Below are 18,539 nucleotides of genomic sequence, written 5' to 3'. Positions count from 1 at the left end.
GGCTCGCCGGGGCGGGATCCTCGGCGGCCGCCCTCTCGGTGAGGCCGCCGAGGTCCGGAGCGTCGACGTTCGGGAGGCTCCGCCTACTGGAGGGAGACGACGCGGCCCTCGCGGGCGGACCGGATGGCGGCCTCGATGACCTCCAGCCCGGTGATCGCGTCGGTGAGCGAGACCGGCGGCGGGGCCTCGCCGCGCAGGGTGCGCGCGACCTCGGCGTAGAACTCCTGGTAGGCGCCCCGGTCGGTGGGCTCCGCACGGTCGGCGCCGGGGGTGCCGACACGGCCGTACGAGCGCGGCGGGGCCGCGCCCCAGTCGGCGTCCGCGGGGGTCAGGCCCCGGCGCAGGGCGTCCTCCTGCACGTCCATGCCGAACACCGTGTACGCGGCGCGGTCGCCGAGGACGCGGAAACGGGGGCCGTGCTGGGCGGCGGTCGCGCTCATCCACAGGTGCGCGCGGACGCCGTCCTCGTGGGTGAGCGCCACGAACGCGTCGTCGGCCGCGGCCGCGCCGCGGCGGCGCACGTCGATCTCCGCGTACACCTGGCGGGGCCGTCCGAACAGGTGGACGGCCTGGTCGATCAGGTGCGAGCCGAGGTCGTAGAGGATGCCGCCGGCGTCCCGCGGGTCCGCGCTCTCCTTCCAGCTCGCCTTGGGCTGGGGACGCCACCGTTCGAACCGCGACTCGTAGCGGAGGACGTGGCCGAGCGCGCCGGAGCCGACCAGGCGCCGCACGGTGCGGAAGTCGCCGTCCCAGCGGCGGTTGTGGAAGGGGATGACCGGCAGGCCCCGCACCGCGCTCAGCGCCGCGAGGGACCGGGCCTCCGCCGCGGTCGCCGCCACGGGCTTGTCCACCACGACGGGGATGTCGCAGGTCAGCGCGTCGCGGGCGAGGGGCACGTGCAGCCGGTTCGGCGCGGCGATCACCACCAGGTCGTAGGCGCCGGTGGACTCCCACAACCGGTCGGCGGTGTCGAGCACCCGGGCGTCGGGGTAGCGCGACCGCACCGCCCGCTGCCGTTCCGGATCGCTCGTGACCACGGCCGCCAGCCGCAGATCCGGGACCGAGGAGATCAACGGGGCGTGGAACACCGCGCCGCCCGTGCCGTATCCGACCAATGCCACCCTGAATGCCATGGATTGATGATTTCGGATGCGTTTTCGCCCGCCGCGCCCGGGGTACCGGTTGGCGGAGCCGTGAGAGTGCGGCAAGGGCGCCGTACGTCGCCCGGAGAGGGAGAGCGAGGGGACGGCGCCGTGGCCAAACCCGTGATCATGACGGTCGACGACGACCCGGGCGTGTCCCGGGCGGTCGCGCGCGACCTGCGGCGCCGCTACGCCGGGACGTACCGGATCGTGCGCGCCGAGTCCGGGGCCCAGGCGCTGGAGGCGCTGCGCGAGCTGAAGCTGCGCGGCGACGACGCCGCGGTGCTGGTGGCCGACCACCGGATGCCCGGGATGACCGGGGTGGAGTTCCTGGAGCAGGCCATGGACGTCTACCCCTACGCCCGGCGGGTGCTGCTGACCGCCTACGCCGACACCGAGGCCGCGATCCGCGCGATCAACGTGGTGGACCTCGACCACTACCTGCTCAAGCCGTGGAACCCGCCGGAGGAGAAGTTCTACCCGGTGATCGACGCGCAGCTGGACGCCTGGCGGCGCACCCCGCGCCGGGAGAGCGCCGAGCTGCGCGTGGTGGGGCACCGCTGGTCGGCGCGCTCCTACGAGGTCCGCGACTTCCTCGCCCGCAACCAGGTCTCCTACACGTGGCTGCTGGACACCGCGCCCGAGGGCGCCGAGCTGGCCCGGGCGGCGGGCGACCCCGAGCTGCCGCTGGTGGTGACGGCCGACGGCACCGCCCTGTCGGCGCCCACCGACGCCGAGCTGGCCGCCGCCGTGGGCCTGCCCACCGCCCCGGCCGCTGAGTTCTACGACCTGATCGTGGTGGGCGGCGGCCCGGCCGGGCTCGGCGCGGCGGTCTATGGGGCGTCGGAGGGGCTGCGCACCGTCCTCGTCGAACGGCACGCCTCCGGCGGGCAGGCCGGGCAGAGCTCCCGCATCGAGAACTACCTGGGCTTCCCCGACGGGGTGTCCGGGGCGCAGCTGGCGGACCGGGCGCGCCGCCAGGCCGAGCGGTTCGGCGCCGAGCTGATCACCACGGCGGAGGCGGCCGGGCTGGAGGCGCGCGGCCGGGCCAGGGTGGTGCGGCAGGCCGGCGGCGCCGAGATCTCCGCGCACGCGGTGATCCTGGCGACCGGCGTGTCCTACCGCCGCCTGGACGTGCCCGGGCTGGACGCTCTGGTCGGCGTGGGCGTGTACTACGGCGCGGCGATGGCCGAGATCCCCGGCTGCCGGGGGGAAGAGGTGTACGTGGTCGGCGGCGCCAACTCCGCCGGACAGGCCGCGGTGAACCTGTCCCGGTACGCCCGGTGCGTCCACCTGGTGGCGCGCGCCGACGGGTTGGAACGGTCGATGTCGCACTACCTGATCCGGCAGATCGCCGAGATCCCCAACATCCAGGTGCACACCCGCACCGTGGTCGGCGCCGCCCACGGCTCCGCCCACCTGGAGGGCCTCACGCTCAAGGGGCCGCTGGGCGAGCGGCGGGCGGACGCGCAGCGGCTGTTCGTGTTCATCGGCGCCGAGCCGCGCACCGACTGGCTGGACGGCGTGGTCGAACGCGACCCGCGCGGGTTCGTCCTCACCGGGCCCGACCTGGTCGCGGGCGGGCGCCGCCCCGCGGACTGGACCGCCGACCGCCAGCCCTACCACCTGGAGACCAGCCTCCCGGGGGTGTTCGCCGCCGGGGACGTGCGCGCGGCCTCGATGAAGCGGGTCGCCTCGGCGGTCGGCGACGGCGCCATGGCCGTCGCGCTGGTCCACCGCTACCTGGAGCAGGCATGACCGACACCGCCGAGATCCCGCCCGAACGGCTGCGCGGGCTGTTCCTGTTCGAAGGGCTGGACGACGAGAAGCTGGCCTGGCTGGCCGAGCACGGCAGCGTCCGCGAGCACGCGCGCGGGGAGGTGATCTGCGCGGAGGGCGACGCCGCCGAGTTCCTGTACGTGCTGCTCGACGGCGAGCTGGTGATGACGACGGCGGTGCGCGGCGGCGACCAGGTCGAGATGACCCGCGGCGACCGTCCCGGCCTGTACGGCGGCGCCGTCCAGGCGTACCTGGGCGACCGCATCGACCAGCGGTACCGGCACACGCTGCGGGCCGGCCGACGGCCCACGACGGTGTTCGCGCTGCCCGCCCGCAAGTTCGGCAAGGCGGTGCGCGACTGGTTCCCGATGGCCACGCACCTGCTGGAGGGCGTCTTCTTCGGCACCGACCACATGCGCCGCCTCGTCGACCAGCGCGAGCGCCTCACCGCCCTCGGCACGATCACCGCCGGGCTGACCCACGAGCTCAACAACCTGGGCGTGGCCGCGGCGCGCGCCAGCGCCGAGCTCGGCGACCGGCTCGCCGGCGGCCACCGGCGCCTGGCGGAGCTGGCCGCGGCGGGCGTGGACTGCCGGCGCCTGGCCGACCTGGTGTCGCTGCACGAGCGGCTGCGCGGCCGGGGCGCCGGCGAGGCGGCCGAGCCCGGGCGCGACCCGCTGGAGGTCAGCGACGCCGAGGACGAGCTGGCCGACTGGCTGGAGGGGCACGGCGTCGAGGACGCGTGGGAGCTGTCGCCCGGCCTGGTGGCCGCCGGCCTCGGCGTGGCGGAGATCGAGCAGGTCGCCCCCGTGGCGGGGGCGCAGCTGCCGGTCGCCGCGCGCTGGCTCGCCGAAATGCTGGAGGTGGCGCAGCTGCAGGCCGAGCTGGCCGACGCCACCGGCCGCATGACCGCGCTGCTGGACTCGGCCAAGCAGTACTCCCAGCTCGACCGCGCCCCCTACCGGCGCGTCGACCTGCGGGAGCTGCTGAAGAGCACGCTGGTCATGCTGAAACGCAAGGTCCCGCCGGGGGTGCGGGTGGTGAAGGACTTCGCGCCCGACCTGCCGCCGGTCCCCGTGTACGCCGCCGAGCTGAACCAGGTGTGGACGAACCTGATCGTCAACGCGCTGGACGCCATGGGCGACGCGGGCGTCCTCACCGTCCGCACCGCCCGGCGCGGCGACCACGCCCTGGTGGAGATCGGCGACACCGGCCCGGGCATCCCGGAGGAGAACCTGCCGCGGATCTTCACCCCGTTCTTCACCACCAAGCCGGTCGGCGAGGGCACCGGCCTCGGCCTGGACATCTCCTGGCGGATCGTCGTCGACCGGCACCGCGGCGACATCCGGGTCGAGTCGCGGCCGGGCGACACCCGCGTCCAGGTGCTGCTGCCCCTGACCGAGCCGGCCGCCGTCGACGCGGCCGACGCCGAGGAGGGGGCGGCCGCGCCCGGTTGACGCGCCGCGCACCCGCGTCGCCGGGCCCGGGTCGGCGGATCGTCCGGCGGCGGGGACCGCGAATCGATAGGTTCACGGTGATCATCCGAACGGGGGAGGTGTCGCTCCTCCGCACGGGACTGCTCCCGGAAGGAACACCCCACGACCATGAAGCAACCCCCCGCATGGTGGGCTGCCCTCACCGGCGACCCGGTCGGGGAGCGGCTCGGCATCGACTGGCGCGCCCCCGACCACTGGGAGCCCGCCGACGAGCTCGGCGACGGCGACGAACGGGTTCACGACGCGTCCGGCACCATGAGCGTCGAGCACCTGGACGACGACGACCTGCGCCTGCGCGAGGGCAAGGCGCTGGTCGGCACCGGCCCCGCGGCGGCACGGCGCGGCACGGGCTACGAGGTCGAGGCCGCCTGGTACCTCGACCCGTCCGAGCCCGACCGGCTGTGGTGCGCGCTCGGCTCCTTCTATCCGGCGTGGCTGTGGATCCCCGTGGAGCCGACCGCGGACGGCGTCGCCGAGGCCCTGGAGGGCGTGTTCCCACGTCCGGCACTCCGGCGCGCCGACCTGACCTCCTTCGCCCGCGGCTTCCTCGGCTTCCGTTACGAGGTGCTGGTGCCCGACGTCCACGAAGGGACGTTCGTCGAGATCAACGGACCGGACCTGGACCGTTACTTCACGCTCGTTCAGTTCGTCGAGCCGCAGTCGTGGGGCAGCGCCCACCTGGACGACCCGCTGCCCGACGACGCGGGGCTCGCCGCTCCTCTGGACATGCTCGCCGCCGACCGCGACAGCGGCCGCAAGCGGCAGCGGCTCGGCCGCGTCCCGTCGATGACGTGGCGGACGCTGCACTCGCGGTCCTACCTGTCCTTCGAGATCCACACGCGGGACATCGTGTGCGCGGCGGTGCGGTACCGGCCGTCGCCCAAGCCGCACCAAGCGGTGGTGCGGCGGCTCAACGAAGAGCACGAGGAGAGCTTCCCGGTCGACCTCCCCCTGGACGTGGTGGGCGCGCTGACCGGGTTCGACTACTGCGGCGAGGACGACCTGGTCGACCCCGACGAGCTGGACGTCGACGCGCACGTCGCCGGCGCGCTGCGCATCCGGGCCGCGCTGTGGCACGGCGACCTGCGCCGCACGCTGCGGCTCGGCGAGTACGCCGACCGGCCCGAGCCGGAGCTGCGCCGCCGCCTCGTGGAGATCGCCGGGTGGTACAACCACCGGTGGCTGCTGCAGGAGCTCGCGCTCACCGAGACCGACCCGGACCTGCTGGCGCGGATCGAAGAGCGCCTCGACCGGCCGGAAGAGGACGCCTTCAACGCGTTCGGCGACTACTTCGGCGACGGGCCCGTCATGGTGGACGCGGCCGGGAACGCGGTGGAGACGTGGGACGACCGGGACGGGGAGGACGGACCGTGAGCGTCGAACGCGGCGCGGTGCTCGCCGACCACGCCGACCGCGGTGCGCTGGCCGCGCTCGCCGCCGCGCGCGGCTGGACCCGCACGGCCGCCGAACCCGCGGGATTCGCCGAGCCGGAACGCGAGGTCTGGGACGCCGGCGGCGGCACGCGGGTCGTCTACGCCGAATCGCCCGTGCGCGGCACCCGGTTCGTGTGCGTCACGGGCCCGGACGCCGGGTCCGCCGAGGAGGCGTTCGCCGCGGTGGCGGCCGTGCTGCCGACCGTGCCGGTCGAGGAGATCCTCGCCGGGCTGCTGGCCGAGCCCGCGCCCGCGCCGCGCGAGCTGATCCGCGGGCTCGACCGGCTGGCGACGGCGGCGCGGGCGAACGGCGAGCGCCGCCCCGAGGACCCGCGCTACCGGCGGGTGGTGGAACGGCTGGCCGCCCACCCCGAGCGGCAGGTGCGCCGCGCCCTGCTGTTCGCGGTCGAGGAGCTGTCGGCGGTGCGGCCGGAACTGGCCGATCCGATCCTGGCGCGCCGCGACGAGGAGACCGAGCTCGCCGAGCTGGTGCGGACGTTCGCCGAAACCGTCCGCGCCCGAAGCTAGCGGACCCCGGCCCCATGGACGTCGACGGGCCGGACCCGGCGGGGGCGCGGCGAATCGCCGCCGAGTCCGGCCCGTACCGGGGCCGCGCCGGGGGGAGACAACGCGACCCGTGGGGAACGGCTCGTCTCGGGGGAACGTCCGAAAGAGCGCGCCGTCCGCGGCGCGTCAGTCGAACAGGTCAGGCTGCTCCCGGGTGATCTGGTCGTAGAGCGGCTGGTAGTTGATCCAGCCGACCAGGTCGTTGCCGATCTGCTGGTGGGTCAGCACCGCGTTCTCGTGCTCGATCGGCACGACCTCGCCCGCCGCCTTGGCCAGCAGCTGCACCTGGCACGAGCGCTCCATGGTGATGAACCACCAGGCCGCCGCGTCCACGCTGTCGCCGACGGTGAGCAGCCCGTGGTTGCGCAGGATCACCGCCTTGTTGTCGCCGAGCGCGGCGGCGATGCGCTTGCCCTCCTCCACGCTGGTGACCACGCCGGTGTAGTCGTCGAACAGGCCGTGGTCCTGGTAGAAGGCGCACACGTCCTGCGTGATCGGCTCCAGCTTCTGGCCGAGCGCCGACAGCGCCCGCCCGTACACCGAGTGGCTGTGCGCCGCGGACACCACGTCGGGACGCGCCTGGTGGATCTGGGAGTGGATGGCGAACGCCGCCTCGTTGACCGGGTAGCGGCCCTCGACCACCTTGCCCTCGTGGTTCACCAGGATCAGGTCGCTGACCTTGACGTGCTTGAACGACATCCCGAACGGGTTGACCCAGAAGTGGTCCGGGTACTCGGGGTCGCGGGCCGTGATGTGCCCGGCCACGCCCTCCTCGAAGCCGAACTTGCCGAACAGGCGCAGCGCCGCGGCCAGCCGCTCCTTGCGGTGGCGGCGCTCGTCCTCGACGTTGTCGAAGGTCGGCGGCAGGCGGAAGATCAGATCCTGCGGCGGCAGCTTCTCCAGGAACTCGTCGCTCTCGGACACGGGCTGACTCCTTGCGCTTGTCTGCGGCCACCAAAGCGCACCGGCTCCGCGCCCGCCTAGGGTTGGACGGCCCAATCCCGGCGGGCATCATTGTCCGTGCCGGACAGAGCCCACACACAGAGCCCACACACAGAGCCCGCACAGAGCCGAAACGGCGCCGGGGCGGCCCGCGGAACGGGGTGGCTGACCATGGACAAGGCGGAGGCGGACCGGCTGCTGCGGATGCTGGCCGATCGCACCCGCAGCCCCGAGGTGCTGGAGGCGACGGTGCGGGCGGCCCGCCGCCGCTCGCCCCTGGTCGCCGCGCTCCCCGAGGAGGAGACCCGGCGGCACGTGCGCGCCCTGATCGACGGCGTGGGGGCCGCGCTGTTCGACGGCGGCGAGCCGGGGGAGGAGGCGCTGGCGGCGGCCGAGCGCCTCGGCTCCGACCGGGCCCGCCAGGGCGTCCCCGTGGCCGCGTTCCTCGACGGGTTCCAGGCGGGCCGCTCGCACGTGCTGCGGACGATGGTCGACACCGGCCGCGCCCTCGGCGTTCCGCCCGAGGTGCTGCTGGACGGCGTCACCCGCATCGACGAGATCACCACGGTGCTGGTGCACCGCATGGTGCACGCCCACCGCGTCACCGAGCTGGAGATGGCGCGCACCGCCCGGGAGCGCCGCGTCCAGGCGCTGCGGCAGCTGCTGCACGGCGAGCCCGCCGTCCCGCCCCCGCCGCTGGAACAGGGCGCCGCGTACCACTGCGTCGTCAGCGACGTCAGCGACCCCGCCGTCGCGCAACGGCTGGAGGCCGCGCTGACCGCCCGCGGCCCCGCCCTGTGCGGGCTGGTCGACGGGCGGCTGGCCGCTCTGGTCGCCCGCCTCCCGCACGCGGCGGACCTGCCGCCCGACGGGCCGCTGCTGGTGGCCGCTCCGCCGGCGCGGCCGTCCCGGGTGTCCGAGCTGTACGAGCTGGGCCGCCGCGCGCTGCGCGCCGGACGGGCCGCCGGGCTCACCGGCCTGCGCGCGCTCACCGACCTGGCCCTGCTCACGGCGACCGAGGCCGAGCCGCGGCTGGGGAGCCTGCTGGCCGACCGGCTGCTCGGCCCTCTGGACCCCGCCGACCCGTTCCACCGGGAGCTGGCCCGGACCGCGCTCGCCTACCTCGACCACGGCGCCCGCATCGAGCCCGCCGCCGAGGCCCTGCACGTCCACGGCAACACCGTCAAGTACCGGCTGCGGCGCCTGCACGAGCTGACCGGCCGGACGCCGCCGGGCTCGGCCGCCGACCCGGCGGACGGCGCGGCGGTCGAGCGGACCGCGCAGTGGTGGTGGGCGCTGCGCGCCTGGCTGTCGGCCGCCCGCCCGCGGGACGCCGGCGACGGCATGACATGATCATGTCCGGACCGGAGGGAGCGCAGGTGACGGCACCGCAGATCAGCACGGTGATGTGGCCGACGGAGTCGTGGCCGCGGGAGGGGGAGGCCTGGCGCCGCGCCGAGGAGCTCGGATTCGCGACCGCCTGGGTGTACGACCACGTCGCGTGGCGCGGCGCGACCCCGTGGCACGACGCGTACACCACGCTGGCGGCGGCCGCCGCCGTCACCTCCCGCATGCGGATCGGCACGCTCGTCACCTCGCCGAACTTCCGCCATCCCGTGCCCGCCGCGCACGCGATCAAGACGATCGACCACATCAGCGGCGGGCGGCTCACCGTCGGCATCGGCGCGGGCGGCGGCGCCCGCACGTCCGACGCCGGCATCCTCGGCGGCCCCGACTGGTCGCCGCGCGAGCGCGCCGCCCGGTTCGAGGAGTGGGTGCGGCTGCTCGACCTGCTGCTGCGCGGCCCGGAGACCACGTTCACGGGCGCGTACTACTCGGCCCGGGAGGTGCGGACCGCGCCCGGCTGCGTCCAGCGGCCCCGGGTGCCGTTCGCCATCGCCGGCGACGGCCCGCGCGGCATGCGCCTCGCCGCCCGGTACGGCGCGATGTGGGTCACCGTCGCGGGCGGCGCCGACGACCCGCGCGCCGCCGTGCGCGACCGGCTCGCCCGCCTGGACGAGGCGTGCGCCGCCGAGGGACGCGACCCCGCCGACGTGCGGCGCCTGCTGCTGACCGGCTTCTCCGGCGAGCCCTGGCTGGAGTCGGTCGAGGCGTTCGCCGACCTCGCCGGGACCTACGCCGAGATGGGCGTCACCGACATCGCCGTGCACTGGCCCCGGCCGGGCACCGAGTGGGACGCCGACATGAGGGTGTTCGAAGCCGTCGCCGCCCGCTCGGCCTGACTGATGGGATGGCGGGCGGAGGGACGGCGGGCTCGGCGGAGCCCCGCCGCGCAGGCGAGCGGAAGGTGGGATCCATGCCGTACGTGCTGCTGGGACTGGCCATCATCGCGGAGATCACGGCGACGCTGTCGCTGCGCGCGTCGGAGGGGCTGTCGCGCCTCGGGCCCACGGCCGTGGTCGTCGCCGGGTACCTGATCTCCTTCGGGCTGCTGGCGAAGGCGCTGATGTCGCTGAACGTCGGCCCGGTGTACGCGATCTGGTCCGCGCTCGGCACCGTCGGCGCGTTCGCGGGCGGCGTGGTGTTCTACGGCGAGCCGGTGCGTCCGGTGACGGTCTTGGGCGCCGCGATCGTGGTGGCCGGCGTGGTGGTGATGACCCTCGGCGGAGGCGTGGGCCACGGCCGGTGACCCGGGCGCGGCACGCCTCCGGACGACCGCGGCGGGGTCACAGGCGGTACCGGCCGCCTTCCTGGCCCCATTCGCCGAAGGGCGGGTCCTTGCCGGCGTCCATCGCCGCGCAGGCGTCCTCGTCCAGGAGGGCGAACACCAGCCTGCGCACCCGGAGGCGCCGCGCGGCCTCGATGGTCCGGCGCATCTCGGACGTGCCGGCGAAGACCAGGTCGGCCTCCTCGGCCCAGACCGGCAGGCCCCGCGATTCGGGCGCCCACACGGCGAGATGGCGGCCCGCCGTGATCCGGTAGCCGACGGGCGCCTCCCCAGGGAGCGGAAGCGGCTCGACGTGCAGCGCTCCGTGCCGGAACGAGGCGACGGCCGGCTCCGGCATGCCGCACTCGTCGGCGATCCGGCGCAGCTCGGAGTGCAGGGCGCCTTCCCGGCTGCGCACCAGCCACGCCTGGACGGTCTCCGGCGGTTCCGACCCGGGGCCGCCGTCGAACCCGACGCGCGTGTGCCCGTACTCGAGGAGCAGCCCGGCGGGCGCGAACCTCGGCGACGCCGCCGTGCCGACCCCGAGCAGCATCAGGCGCACAGTTCGATCGTCACCCCGGGACGCGCCGCCGTAAACCCCGCTCGGTCAAGGCATGCACCGGCGGCGGTCAGGAACGGCCGCGTCCAGCCCCGCCGCCGGCCGACCGCTCGCGGCGGACTACTCGTACATCTGGCCGCAGACCGCGATACGGGCCAGGTCCCCCCAGGTCATGGAGGTGAGCGGACGCACGTACGAGCGTGTCGGCGCCTCGCCGGAGAGCGTGGGCAGCGGGACGCGGGCGCCGTCCGCGGCGTCCCATCCGCCGAGGCTCCCGGCGACGGCGCACTCGAGGTAGGTCGCCGGGTCGAAGTTGTACCAGCGGGCCGGGGTGGCGCGGGGTCCGCTGCCCGGCGGGCGCGGCGCGTCGACGCCGAAGCGGGCGTGGGGCCCGGGCGGGGCGGCGAGGAAGTCCTGCAGGTCGGCGATCTGCGACAGGATGACGCGCTCCCAGTCGGCGTGGTCGCGCGGTTCGTCGCCCGGCAGCGACAGGTCCTCGGTGCTCCACGCGGGGACGAAGTCCGGCGGCGGGGCGGTGGAGGCCGCGGAGAACATGGCCGCGACGTCGTCGGGCGCGAGGGACTCGCGGTCGCTCAGCGGGCCGCTGACCTTCCACAGCGACCGCAGGAACGCCGACAGCGACCAGGACGCCGCGCGCGCCTCCTGCCCCAGGTGCAGGAAGTGCAGGTACAGGTCGCGGTTGGTGCGGACGGCCGGCTCGGACGGCCCGCAGACCCGGTAGGTCCGCCCGCGCGGCGCACGGCACTGCAGGACGAGGACCTGCGCGAGGGCGGCTATCCGCGAGTCGTGCGTGGCGACGCAGGACTCCCCGCCGTCGTCGTCCTGGCGCATGACGTCCCACGTCTGCATGCATCCCTCCCAGCGGTCGGCTCCGTGCGGTGTCGGCGTCCCGGGCAGAGAGTCTCGCATCCGGTCAGGGCCGTGCCAGTAGTTGAAAGGTCACTTTTTCCCGCCCGGTTCCTTTCCTCCCGCCCAAGCGCGGGAGAACGGCCCGAGGCCCTCGGACGCGCCGAGGGCCTCGGCGCACGGAGCGCGCCGCGGATCAGCGCTTGGCGCGGTGGATCACCTGGATCTCCGTGAACCCGTACAGGCCCCACGGGCCGTTCTCCACGCCCACGCCGCTCCACTTGAACCCGCCGAACGGCTGGTGGGGGGCGAGCGCCAGGTGCGTGTTGACCCAGGCGGTGCCGCATTCGAGGCGGGCCGCCACGTCGGCGGCGCGGTCGGCGTCGGCGCCCCACACCGAGCCGGACAGGCCGAAGTGCGTGCCGTTCGCGCGGGCGACGGCCTCGTCGAGGTCGCGGTACTTGACGACCGGGAGCGCCGGGCCGAACTGCTCCTCGTCCACGATGCGGGTGCCGTCGGACACGTCGGCCAGGATGGTGGGCCGGAAGAAGTACCCGGGCCCGTCGATCGGGCCGCCGCCCGCCGCGGCGCGCGCTCCGCCGGACAGCGCGTCCGCGACCAGCTCCTTCACCCGCTCGTACTGCGGCGCGTTGTTGATCGGCCCGTACTGGACGCCCTCGCTCATGCCGTCGCCGACCTTGGCGGCGCGCGCCCTGTCCGCCAGCGCCTCCACCACCTCGTCGTAGATGCTCTCCGGCGCGTACACGCGCTTGATCGCCGAGCAGACCTGGCCGTTGTTGGCGAACGCCGCGCCGAACAGCCGGTCGGCGACGGCGGCGGGGTCGACGTCGTCCAGCAGGATCGCCGGGTCGTTGCCGCCCAGCTCCAGGGTGACCCGCTTGAGGTCGGGCGCGGCGGCCGCCGCCACCCGCTTGCCGGTGGCCACGCTGCCGGTGAAGCTGATCTTGCGTGGCGTCTCGTGCGCGGTCATCCAGGCGCCGAGCTCGTCGCCGCCGGACACCACGTTGAGCACCCCGGGCGGCAGGACGTCCCGCAGGACCTCGCCGAGCCGCAGGCTGGACAGCGGGGTGAACGGCGAGGGCTTGAGGACCACGGTGTTCCCGGCCAGCAGGGCGGGCGCCAGCTTCCACACCGCCAGCAGCAGCGGGAAGTTCCACGGGGTGATCGCCGCGACCACGCCCACCGGCCGGCGCACCACCTCGACCAGCGCCCTGTCGTCGTCCTGGATCACCTCCCGGGGGATCTCCAGGTCGGCGAAGTACTTCAGCCACACGCCCGCGCCGACCACCTCGGTGGTCGCGTCCTTGAGCGGCTTGCCCTGCTCCAGGGTGATGATCCGGCCGATCTCCTCCGACTGGGCGAACAGCAGGTCCGCGGCCGTCTGGAGGGCCTTGCGGCGGGCGGCCTCGTCGCGGCGCCACGCCGGCAGCGCGGCCCGCGCGGCGGCCATCGCCCGGTCGAGCTGCTCGCGGGTGCAGTCCGGGGCCTGCGCGGCCACCTCGCCCGTGGCGGGGTTGATCACCCCGAACGTGTCCGGTGCGCGGACGGCCTCGCCGTCGATGGTCATGGTGTAGTCGGACACCCTGGTTCCTCCCTGGCGCGATACCGAATGAGATTCAGTATTTCGTCTCCGCCGCGAGGAGGACCAGACCTGAACGCGGTGCGGAGCCTGGAGGGCGGATGCTCGCACGGTCGGCGCATGCGAGGGTTCAGCCCTTGATGAGAGCAATATGCGCAATCATGCGCCGTGACGTGAGATGCGCGTGATGTGATGGTGCGCTACCGACGTTGCCCCGGCCCGCCCCCCGGGCCGTCCGAAGGATGTGATGTGCGGTGCGTCATGCGTTCGGATCGCTGTTCGGCGTCCTGCTCACCCCCGCGCTGCTGTACGGGACGGCGTGGGGGTACGCGCAGGCGGTCCAGTCGTTCGACGCGGTCGGGCAGGAGATCACCGACCGCACCCGCATCCACGGGGCCTTCGCCCTGCTGGCCGCGGTGGGCCTGGTGATAGGCGTCTTCATCGTGGCGCGCTGGGCCTCGCCGCTGGTGTCGCTCGTCCCGGCGCTGGCGCTGCTCGCCCTGACGGCGTACTTCCTCGTCGACCCCGGACGCGCCCTCGACCTGCCGGACCGCGTCCCGCCGGCGGGGGAGCTGGACGTCGGCCTGCGGGCCCTGCTCGGCTCGGGCCTGTACGCGATGATCGGGTTCGCCCTGCTCGCCCCCGCCTGGGCGCCGCGCCGCTGGTCGGGCGACCCCGACGACGACCTCCCGCCGTACTGACGGCAGCCGCCCGGCGGTGCGCTCCTCCCAGGACCGCCGCATAGGCGGGTGGTCACCGCCTCCCTGACGTCGAGCACGTCGTGCCGCTCGATGACCGCCACCGCCGCCCGATCGCTGCGCCGGAGTCGCAGACACCGCCGCGCGCTGTCCATCTGCACCGCCTCCACCCCGGGCGACGGCAGCGCCGGGCGGAGGAAAAGCGAGACCGGCCAGCGCACAGCACGTGATCATCTATCCGTTCCATGGAATTGTCCGCACGTGCGGGCGGGCCCCGGGGATTGCCCATTCCCCGGGGCCCTGGCGGTTCCGCTCGAGTGCGCCCGCCGGCGGTGTTCAAGGGAACGGATCAGTCCTGATTTTCCGCGCTCTTCCATTGAGCTACCGCAGCACGAGAGCCGCGGACCAGAGTCGAACTGGCACCTCGGAATTGCCGCCCGTTCCCTTCGAGCCGGCGATGAGCGGAGTGTGCTGAGTCTGGAGCGATAGTCTGAGCGTGAAATGCGGCCGCCTCTTCCGGTTGGGCTACCCGGGCCAGAAGTGCCCGGGGGAGGGATCGAACCTCCGCTGTCACCGCAAGGAATTCAGACTGAGCCTCATCCTCAGCTTCGCGCCCGGGTTCCCCCGGGCGCGCCCCCGTGCTCCAGCGGGGGAGCCTTTAGTCGTCACGGCCGAGCAGGTAGGCGAACACCGCGTCGCCCACCTTGCGGTCGGTGACCTCGATGCTGTTGGCCTCCTCGCGGGCGTACTTGACCGCCGCCTGCAGGCGCTCCACCCGGTCGCGCAGCTCGTTGACGCGCCGCGCGGGCATCGCCCCGGAGAACGACACCTTCGTCCACGTGCCCACGACGACGTCCTCGTGGTACATCTCCACCTGCGCCGGGTGCTTGTCGGTCGCCTCGTACAGCACGTGGCTGCGGGGCACCTTCTTGGTGCGCGCGGTCTCCACCGGCTCGCTGCGCCACACGTCCTGGCCCTCGTCGAACGTCCAGGTCTCGGCGGCGTCCAGCACCGGCAGGCGGTCGATCAGCGTGTGCAGGTCGCCGAGCTGCTTCTCCAGGAACAGCAGGTACGTCACCGGCACGTCCGACAGGATCGTCCGCCCGTCGACCACGACGTCCGCGCGGGCCGCGCAGTTGGCCCAGTCCTTGGTGGCGACGACGTCGAACAGCCGGGTCAGCGACCGGGCCGCCTCGCGCAGCACGTTCTCGGCCTTGACCTTCACCTTGGTCGACTCGGGCGGCAGCGTCTCGCCCTCCTCGTCGCGCGGCCGGTAGGTGCGCGAAATTCCGGTCAGCAGCGCGGGCTTCTGCAGCTCGTGGCAGGCGTCGGTCAGCTCGCGCTGCGTACGCGACTTGACGCCCTTCTCCACGGCGATGATCTGGTTGAGCCTCGCCATGGGACGCTTTCACCTCTCCCCGTTCGTGATCGAGTGTCACGGTACTGGTCGAGGAATGCGGACGCACTCCATTTTCCGGGTGCATTCCGCATCTGGCGCTGGAACCGGTGCCGGCCCGCCCCGTCTCGGCGTTGTTCTAGGTGAATGTCGAAAAACGTGAGCCCGTCCGCCGGGTTCCGGCTGCGCGAAAACACGAGTGGACATGAGAAGGCCCCTCCGGGTGTAGGGCGGAGGGGCCTTCCGGTGCCGGCGGAGCCGACCCTGTCCTCAGCGGTGAGCCTTACAAGGACTGAGGACCTGCGAGGCGGGATCCCAGGGGCGAGCAAGGATCCCGAGGAGGCCAGGTGGACGCGCAGTGGAGGTGCGCGAGCGGGGAACCGCCTGGCCGGCTGACGGGGACGCGGGGCCGCTCCCGCGACGGCCCGTCAGTGGAACTGCTGCTCCTCGGTCGAGCCCTTCAGGGCGGTGGTGGAGGCGTCCGGGTTGATGGCCGTGGTGACCAGGTCGAAGTAGCCGGTGCCGGCCTCGCGCTGGTGCTTGACGGCGGTGAAGCCCCGGTCGACCGCGGCGAACTCGCGCTCCTGCAGGTCGACGTAGGCGGTCATGCCCTCGCGGGCGTAGCCGTGGGCCAGGTCGAACATGCTGTAGTTGAGCGCGTGGAAGCCCGCCAGCGTGATGAACTGGAACTTGTAGCCCATGTGGCCGAGCTCGCGCTGGAACTTGGCGATGGTGGCGTCGTCCAGGTGCTTCTTCCAGTTGAACGAGGGCGAGCAGTTGTAGGCGAGCATCTTGTCGGGGAACTCGGCCTTGACCGCCTCGGCGAACGCGCGGGCCTGCTCCAGGTCGGGCGTGCCGGTCTCCATCCAGATCAGGTCGCAGTACGGCGCGTAGGCCTTGGCGCGGGCGATGCACGGCTCGATGCCGTTGCGGACGCGGTAGAACCCCTCGGCGGTGCGCTCGCCGGTGAGGAACTCGCGGTCGCGCTCGTCGACGTCCGTGGTGATCAGGGTCGCGGCCTCGGCGTCGGTCCGCGCGATGATCAGGGTGGGGACGTCCTCGATGTCGGCGGCCAGGCGGGCGGTGTTGAGCGTCTTGATGTGCTGGGAGGTCGGGACCAGCACCTTGCCGCCCAGGTGGCCGCACTTCTTCTCGGAGGCCAGCTGGTCCTCCCAGTGCACGCCCGCGGCGCCGGCGGCGATCATGCCCTTCATCAGCTCGAAGGCGTTGAGCACGCCGCCGAAGCCGGCCTCGGCGTCCGCCACGATCGGGGCCAGGTAGTGCACGTCGCCCGAGCCCTCCGACCACTGCACCTGGTCGGCGCGCAGCAGCGCGTTGTTGATCCGGCGGACCACGGCGGGCACCGAGTTGGCCGGGTAGATGCTCTGGTCGGGGTAGGTCTGCCCGGCCAGGTTGGCGTCGGCGGCGACCTGCCAGCCGGACAGGTAGATCGCCTTCAGGCCCGCCTTGACCTGCTGGACGGCCTGCATGCCGGTGAGCGCGCCGAGGGCGTTGACGTAGTCCTCCTCGTGCAGCAGCTTCCACAGGCGCTCGGCGCCGAGGCGGGCCAGGGTGTGCTCCTCGCGGATCGAGCCGCGCAGCCGGATCACGTCCTCGGCGGTGTAGGTGCGCTCGACGCCCTTCCACCGTTCGTCGGTCTCCCACCTGCGCTGGAGCTCCTCGGCTGCGCCCTTGAGGCGACTGTTGCTCATGATCTTGCCCTTCTGTGTCGTCCCCTGGGTGCTTGCCTCGACTATGCCCCGGTCCGCGGCTTAAGTGAACTGGTGAGTAGCAGAAGAAGTGATGATTTTCCGTTAACATCAAGCCATGTCGACCTTGCGGTCAGAAGAACCTCTCAACTTGACGAGCGATGTAGACCTGGTCACGTTCGGGCAGCGGCTGCGGCATCTGCGCCGCGCCCGGGGGATGACGCTGGCGGACCTCGGCGAGCGGGTCGGCCGCGCGCCGTCCCAGCTGTCCCTGCTGGAGAACGGGCGGCGCGAGCCCAAGCTGTCGCTGCTGCAGTCGCTGGCGGCCGCCCTGGAGGTGCCGGTGGAGGAGCTGCTGCGCCGCCAGCCGCCCAGCCGCCGCGCCCAACTGGAGATCGCCCTGGAGGAGGCGCAGCGCGACCCGCTCTACCGGTCGCTCGGCCTGTCCCATCTCAAGGTGAGCAAGCGGCTGCCCAACGAGGTGATCGAGCACATCCTCGCGCTGTACGGGGAGCTGCGCCGCAGCCGCACCAAGCCCACCGCCAGCCCCGAGGAGGCGCGCAAGGCCAACGCCGAGCTGCGCCGGCAGATGCACGAGCGCGGCAACTACTTCGGCGAGATCGAGAAGATCGCCGCCCAGACCCTGGACGCCGTGGGGTACCGGGGCGGCGCGGTGTCCCAGGGCGTGATCATGGCGCTGGTCGGCCACTTCGGGTTCGAGCTGCGGTACGTCCAGGACCTGCCGCGGTCGGTCCGGTCGATCACCGACCTGCGCAACCGGCGCATCTACCTGGAGCGCGAGCACCTGGGCATGCACACCCCCCGGACGATCCTGCTGCAGACGCTCGGGCACATCGCGCTCGACCACGAGGTGCCCCGCGACTTCGGCGACTTCCTGCGCCAGCGGGTGGAGGCCAACTACTTCGGCGCCGCCGTGCTGGTGCCCGAACGCGCGGTCGTGCCGTTCCTGCAGGAGGCCAAGGCCGCGCGGGAGCTGTCGGTGGAGGACCTGGCCGACGTGTTCTCGGTGTCGTACGAGATGGCCGCCCACCGCTTCACCAACATGGCCACCCACCATCTGGGGCTGCAGCTGCACTTCACCAAGAACGACGAGAACGGCACGATCTACAAGGCGTACGCCAACGACGGCCTGGTGTTCCCCCAGGACGAGAACGGCGCGATCGAAGGGCAGCGGATGTGCCGCCACTGGGCGGGCCGCCACGTCTTCCAGGCTCCCGACAGGTTCTCCGTCTACTACCAGTACACGGACACCCCGAAAGGCACGTACTGGTGCCTGTCGCACATCGACCCCAGCCACGAGCGCGACTTCGCCATCACCCTCGGCGTGCGGTACGAGGACTCGCGCTGGTTCCGCGGCCGGGAGACCACCAACCGGTACCGCTCGGCCTGCCCGGACGGCGACTGCTGCCAGCGCCCGCCCGCCGAGCTGGCCGAGCGGTGGGAGGGCATGGCCTGGCCGTCGGCGCGGGCGCACTCGCACGTGCTGTCGGTGCTGCCGCCCGGCGCGTTCCCCGGCGTGGACGAGGCGGACGTGTACGCCTTCCTCGACCGCCACGCCGCCGAATGACCGGTGTGTTGTCGGCCTGTTAACTCTTCGAGACGGCTGCCGCGCGGGTGTTCCACCGGCGAATGAACTGCGATGAGCCGGCGTTCTGCAAATGT

The 18,539-nt window shown here is 73.4% G+C and carries 16 protein-coding genes; 9 read left to right on the top strand and 7 right to left on the bottom strand.

The features are described from left to right. Positions 1-83 precede the first annotated feature (83 nt). A complete protein-coding gene (locus AR3_RS06140; RefSeq protein WP_067909754.1) occupies positions 84-1,133 on the bottom strand; it encodes a Gfo/Idh/MocA family oxidoreductase in 1,050 nt (349 codons plus the stop codon). Positions 1,134-1,253: 120 nt separating this feature from the next. Here AR3_RS06140 and AR3_RS06135 point away from each other — a divergent pair, with 120 nt between their 5' ends. The 4 genes from AR3_RS06135 (at position 1,254) to AR3_RS06120 (ending at position 6,378) form a co-directional block, all read left to right on the top strand. Next, complete coding sequence (locus tag AR3_RS06135) at positions 1,254-2,900, top strand: NAD(P)/FAD-dependent oxidoreductase (protein WP_227023369.1); 1,647 nt, start codon at positions 1,254-1,256, stop codon at positions 2,898-2,900. After that, the gene (locus AR3_RS06130; protein WP_067909746.1) at positions 2,897-4,378 is read left to right on the top strand and encodes an ATP-binding protein; all 1,482 of its coding nucleotides are present in this window, start codon (positions 2,897-2,899) and stop codon (positions 4,376-4,378) included. The genes AR3_RS06135 and AR3_RS06130 overlap by 4 nt, the downstream gene beginning before the upstream one ends. A gap of 147 nt (positions 4,379-4,525) precedes the next feature. Then, complete coding sequence (locus AR3_RS06125; protein ID WP_067909744.1) at positions 4,526-5,791, top strand: hypothetical protein; 1,266 nt, start codon at positions 4,526-4,528, stop codon at positions 5,789-5,791. Further along, entirely contained in the window at positions 5,788-6,378 is a 591-nt protein-coding gene (locus tag AR3_RS06120) for a hypothetical protein (RefSeq protein WP_067909741.1), read from the top strand. Before AR3_RS06125 ends, AR3_RS06120 begins: the two co-directional genes overlap by 4 nt. A gap of 165 nt (positions 6,379-6,543) precedes the next feature. Here AR3_RS06120 and AR3_RS06115 read toward each other — a convergent pair whose 3' ends face one another. Next, a complete protein-coding gene (locus AR3_RS06115) occupies positions 6,544-7,341 on the bottom strand; it encodes a class II aldolase/adducin family protein (protein ID WP_083950996.1) in 798 nt (265 codons plus the stop codon). A gap of 189 nt (positions 7,342-7,530) precedes the next feature. On the opposite strand from AR3_RS06115, the gene AR3_RS06110 reads away from it, so the two are divergent. From AR3_RS06110 to AR3_RS06100, 3 genes are all read left to right on the top strand, one after another. Then, positions 7,531-8,712 (top strand): RsbRD N-terminal domain-containing protein, encoded by a 1,182-nt coding sequence (locus AR3_RS06110; RefSeq protein ID WP_067909738.1) that lies wholly within the window; start codon positions 7,531-7,533, stop codon positions 8,710-8,712. Positions 8,713-8,738: 26 nt separating this feature from the next. Then, entirely contained in the window at positions 8,739-9,602 is an 864-nt protein-coding gene (locus tag AR3_RS06105; RefSeq protein ID WP_217998469.1) for an LLM class flavin-dependent oxidoreductase, read from the top strand. 74 nt (positions 9,603-9,676) lie between these two features. After that, positions 9,677-10,009 carry a DMT family transporter gene (locus AR3_RS06100; protein WP_067909734.1) on the top strand — a complete coding sequence of 111 codons (333 nt, stop codon included), beginning with the start codon at positions 9,677-9,679 and terminating at the stop codon, positions 10,007-10,009. 37 nt (positions 10,010-10,046) lie between these two features. On the opposite strand, the gene AR3_RS06095 is transcribed toward AR3_RS06100, so the two are convergent. The 3 genes from AR3_RS06095 to AR3_RS06085 form a co-directional block, all read right to left on the bottom strand. Further along, complete coding sequence (locus tag AR3_RS06095) at positions 10,047-10,580, bottom strand: hypothetical protein (protein ID WP_067909835.1); 534 nt, start codon at positions 10,578-10,580, stop codon at positions 10,047-10,049. Positions 10,581-10,706: 126 nt separating this feature from the next. After that, positions 10,707-11,456 (bottom strand): hypothetical protein, encoded by a 750-nt coding sequence (locus AR3_RS06090; RefSeq protein WP_067909731.1) that lies wholly within the window; start codon positions 11,454-11,456, stop codon positions 10,707-10,709. 193 nt (positions 11,457-11,649) lie between these two features. Then, positions 11,650-13,056, bottom strand: a complete 1,407-nt coding sequence (locus tag AR3_RS06085) for an aldehyde dehydrogenase family protein (protein WP_067909728.1) — start codon at positions 13,054-13,056, stop codon at positions 11,650-11,652. Positions 13,057-13,307: 251 nt separating this feature from the next. Here AR3_RS06085 and AR3_RS06080 point away from each other — a divergent pair, with 251 nt between their 5' ends. Next, positions 13,308-13,754, top strand: coding sequence for a hypothetical protein (locus AR3_RS06080; protein ID WP_067909725.1), 447 nt, complete (start codon positions 13,308-13,310; stop codon positions 13,752-13,754). Between the two features lie 655 nt (positions 13,755-14,409). On the opposite strand, the gene AR3_RS06075 is transcribed toward AR3_RS06080, so the two are convergent. Together AR3_RS06075 and aceA are read right to left on the bottom strand one after the other, a co-directional pair. After that, the gene (locus tag AR3_RS06075) at positions 14,410-15,150 is read right to left on the bottom strand and encodes a DUF7873 family protein (RefSeq protein ID WP_067909722.1); all 741 of its coding nucleotides are present in this window, start codon (positions 15,148-15,150) and stop codon (positions 14,410-14,412) included. 425 nt (positions 15,151-15,575) lie between these two features. Further along, on the bottom strand, positions 15,576-16,859 hold the full coding sequence (aceA, locus tag AR3_RS06070; RefSeq protein ID WP_067909719.1) for an isocitrate lyase: 1,284 nt from the start codon (positions 16,857-16,859) through the stop codon (positions 15,576-15,578). Between the two features lie 148 nt (positions 16,860-17,007). Between aceA and AR3_RS06065 the strand changes: the two genes are divergently transcribed. Beyond that, complete coding sequence (locus AR3_RS06065) at positions 17,008-18,444, top strand: XRE family transcriptional regulator (protein WP_106259207.1); 1,437 nt, start codon at positions 17,008-17,010, stop codon at positions 18,442-18,444. Positions 18,445-18,539: the final 95 nt, after the last annotated feature.

It is taken from the genome of Actinomadura rubrobrunea NBRC 15275, assembly GCF_001552235.1.
GTDB lineage: Bacteria > Actinomycetota > Actinomycetes > Streptosporangiales > Streptosporangiaceae > Spirillospora > Spirillospora viridilutea.
This window is presented reverse-complemented; position numbering and strand designations above follow the sequence as displayed.

Coding starts and splice junctions, on each gene's coding strand:
- AR3_RS06110 (WP_067909738.1), top strand. CDS start 7,531: ATGGACAAGGCGGAGGCGGACCGGCTGCTGCGGATGCTGGCCGATCGC.
- AR3_RS06140 (WP_067909754.1), bottom strand. CDS start 1,133: ATGGCATTCAGGGTGGCATTGGTCGGATACGGCACGGGCGGCGCGGTG.
- AR3_RS06095 (WP_067909835.1), bottom strand. CDS start 10,580: ATGCTGCTCGGGGTCGGCACGGCGGCGTCGCCGAGGTTCGCGCCCGCC.
- AR3_RS06100 (WP_067909734.1), top strand. CDS start 9,677: ATGCCGTACGTGCTGCTGGGACTGGCCATCATCGCGGAGATCACGGCG.
- aceA (WP_067909719.1), bottom strand. CDS start 16,859: ATGAGCAACAGTCGCCTCAAGGGCGCAGCCGAGGAGCTCCAGCGCAGG.
- AR3_RS06125 (WP_067909744.1), top strand. CDS start 4,526: ATGAAGCAACCCCCCGCATGGTGGGCTGCCCTCACCGGCGACCCGGTC.
- AR3_RS06130 (WP_067909746.1), top strand. CDS start 2,897: ATGACCGACACCGCCGAGATCCCGCCCGAACGGCTGCGCGGGCTGTTC.
- AR3_RS06090 (WP_067909731.1), bottom strand. CDS start 11,456: ATGCAGACGTGGGACGTCATGCGCCAGGACGACGACGGCGGGGAGTCC.
- AR3_RS06075 (WP_067909722.1), bottom strand. CDS start 15,150: ATGGCGAGGCTCAACCAGATCATCGCCGTGGAGAAGGGCGTCAAGTCG.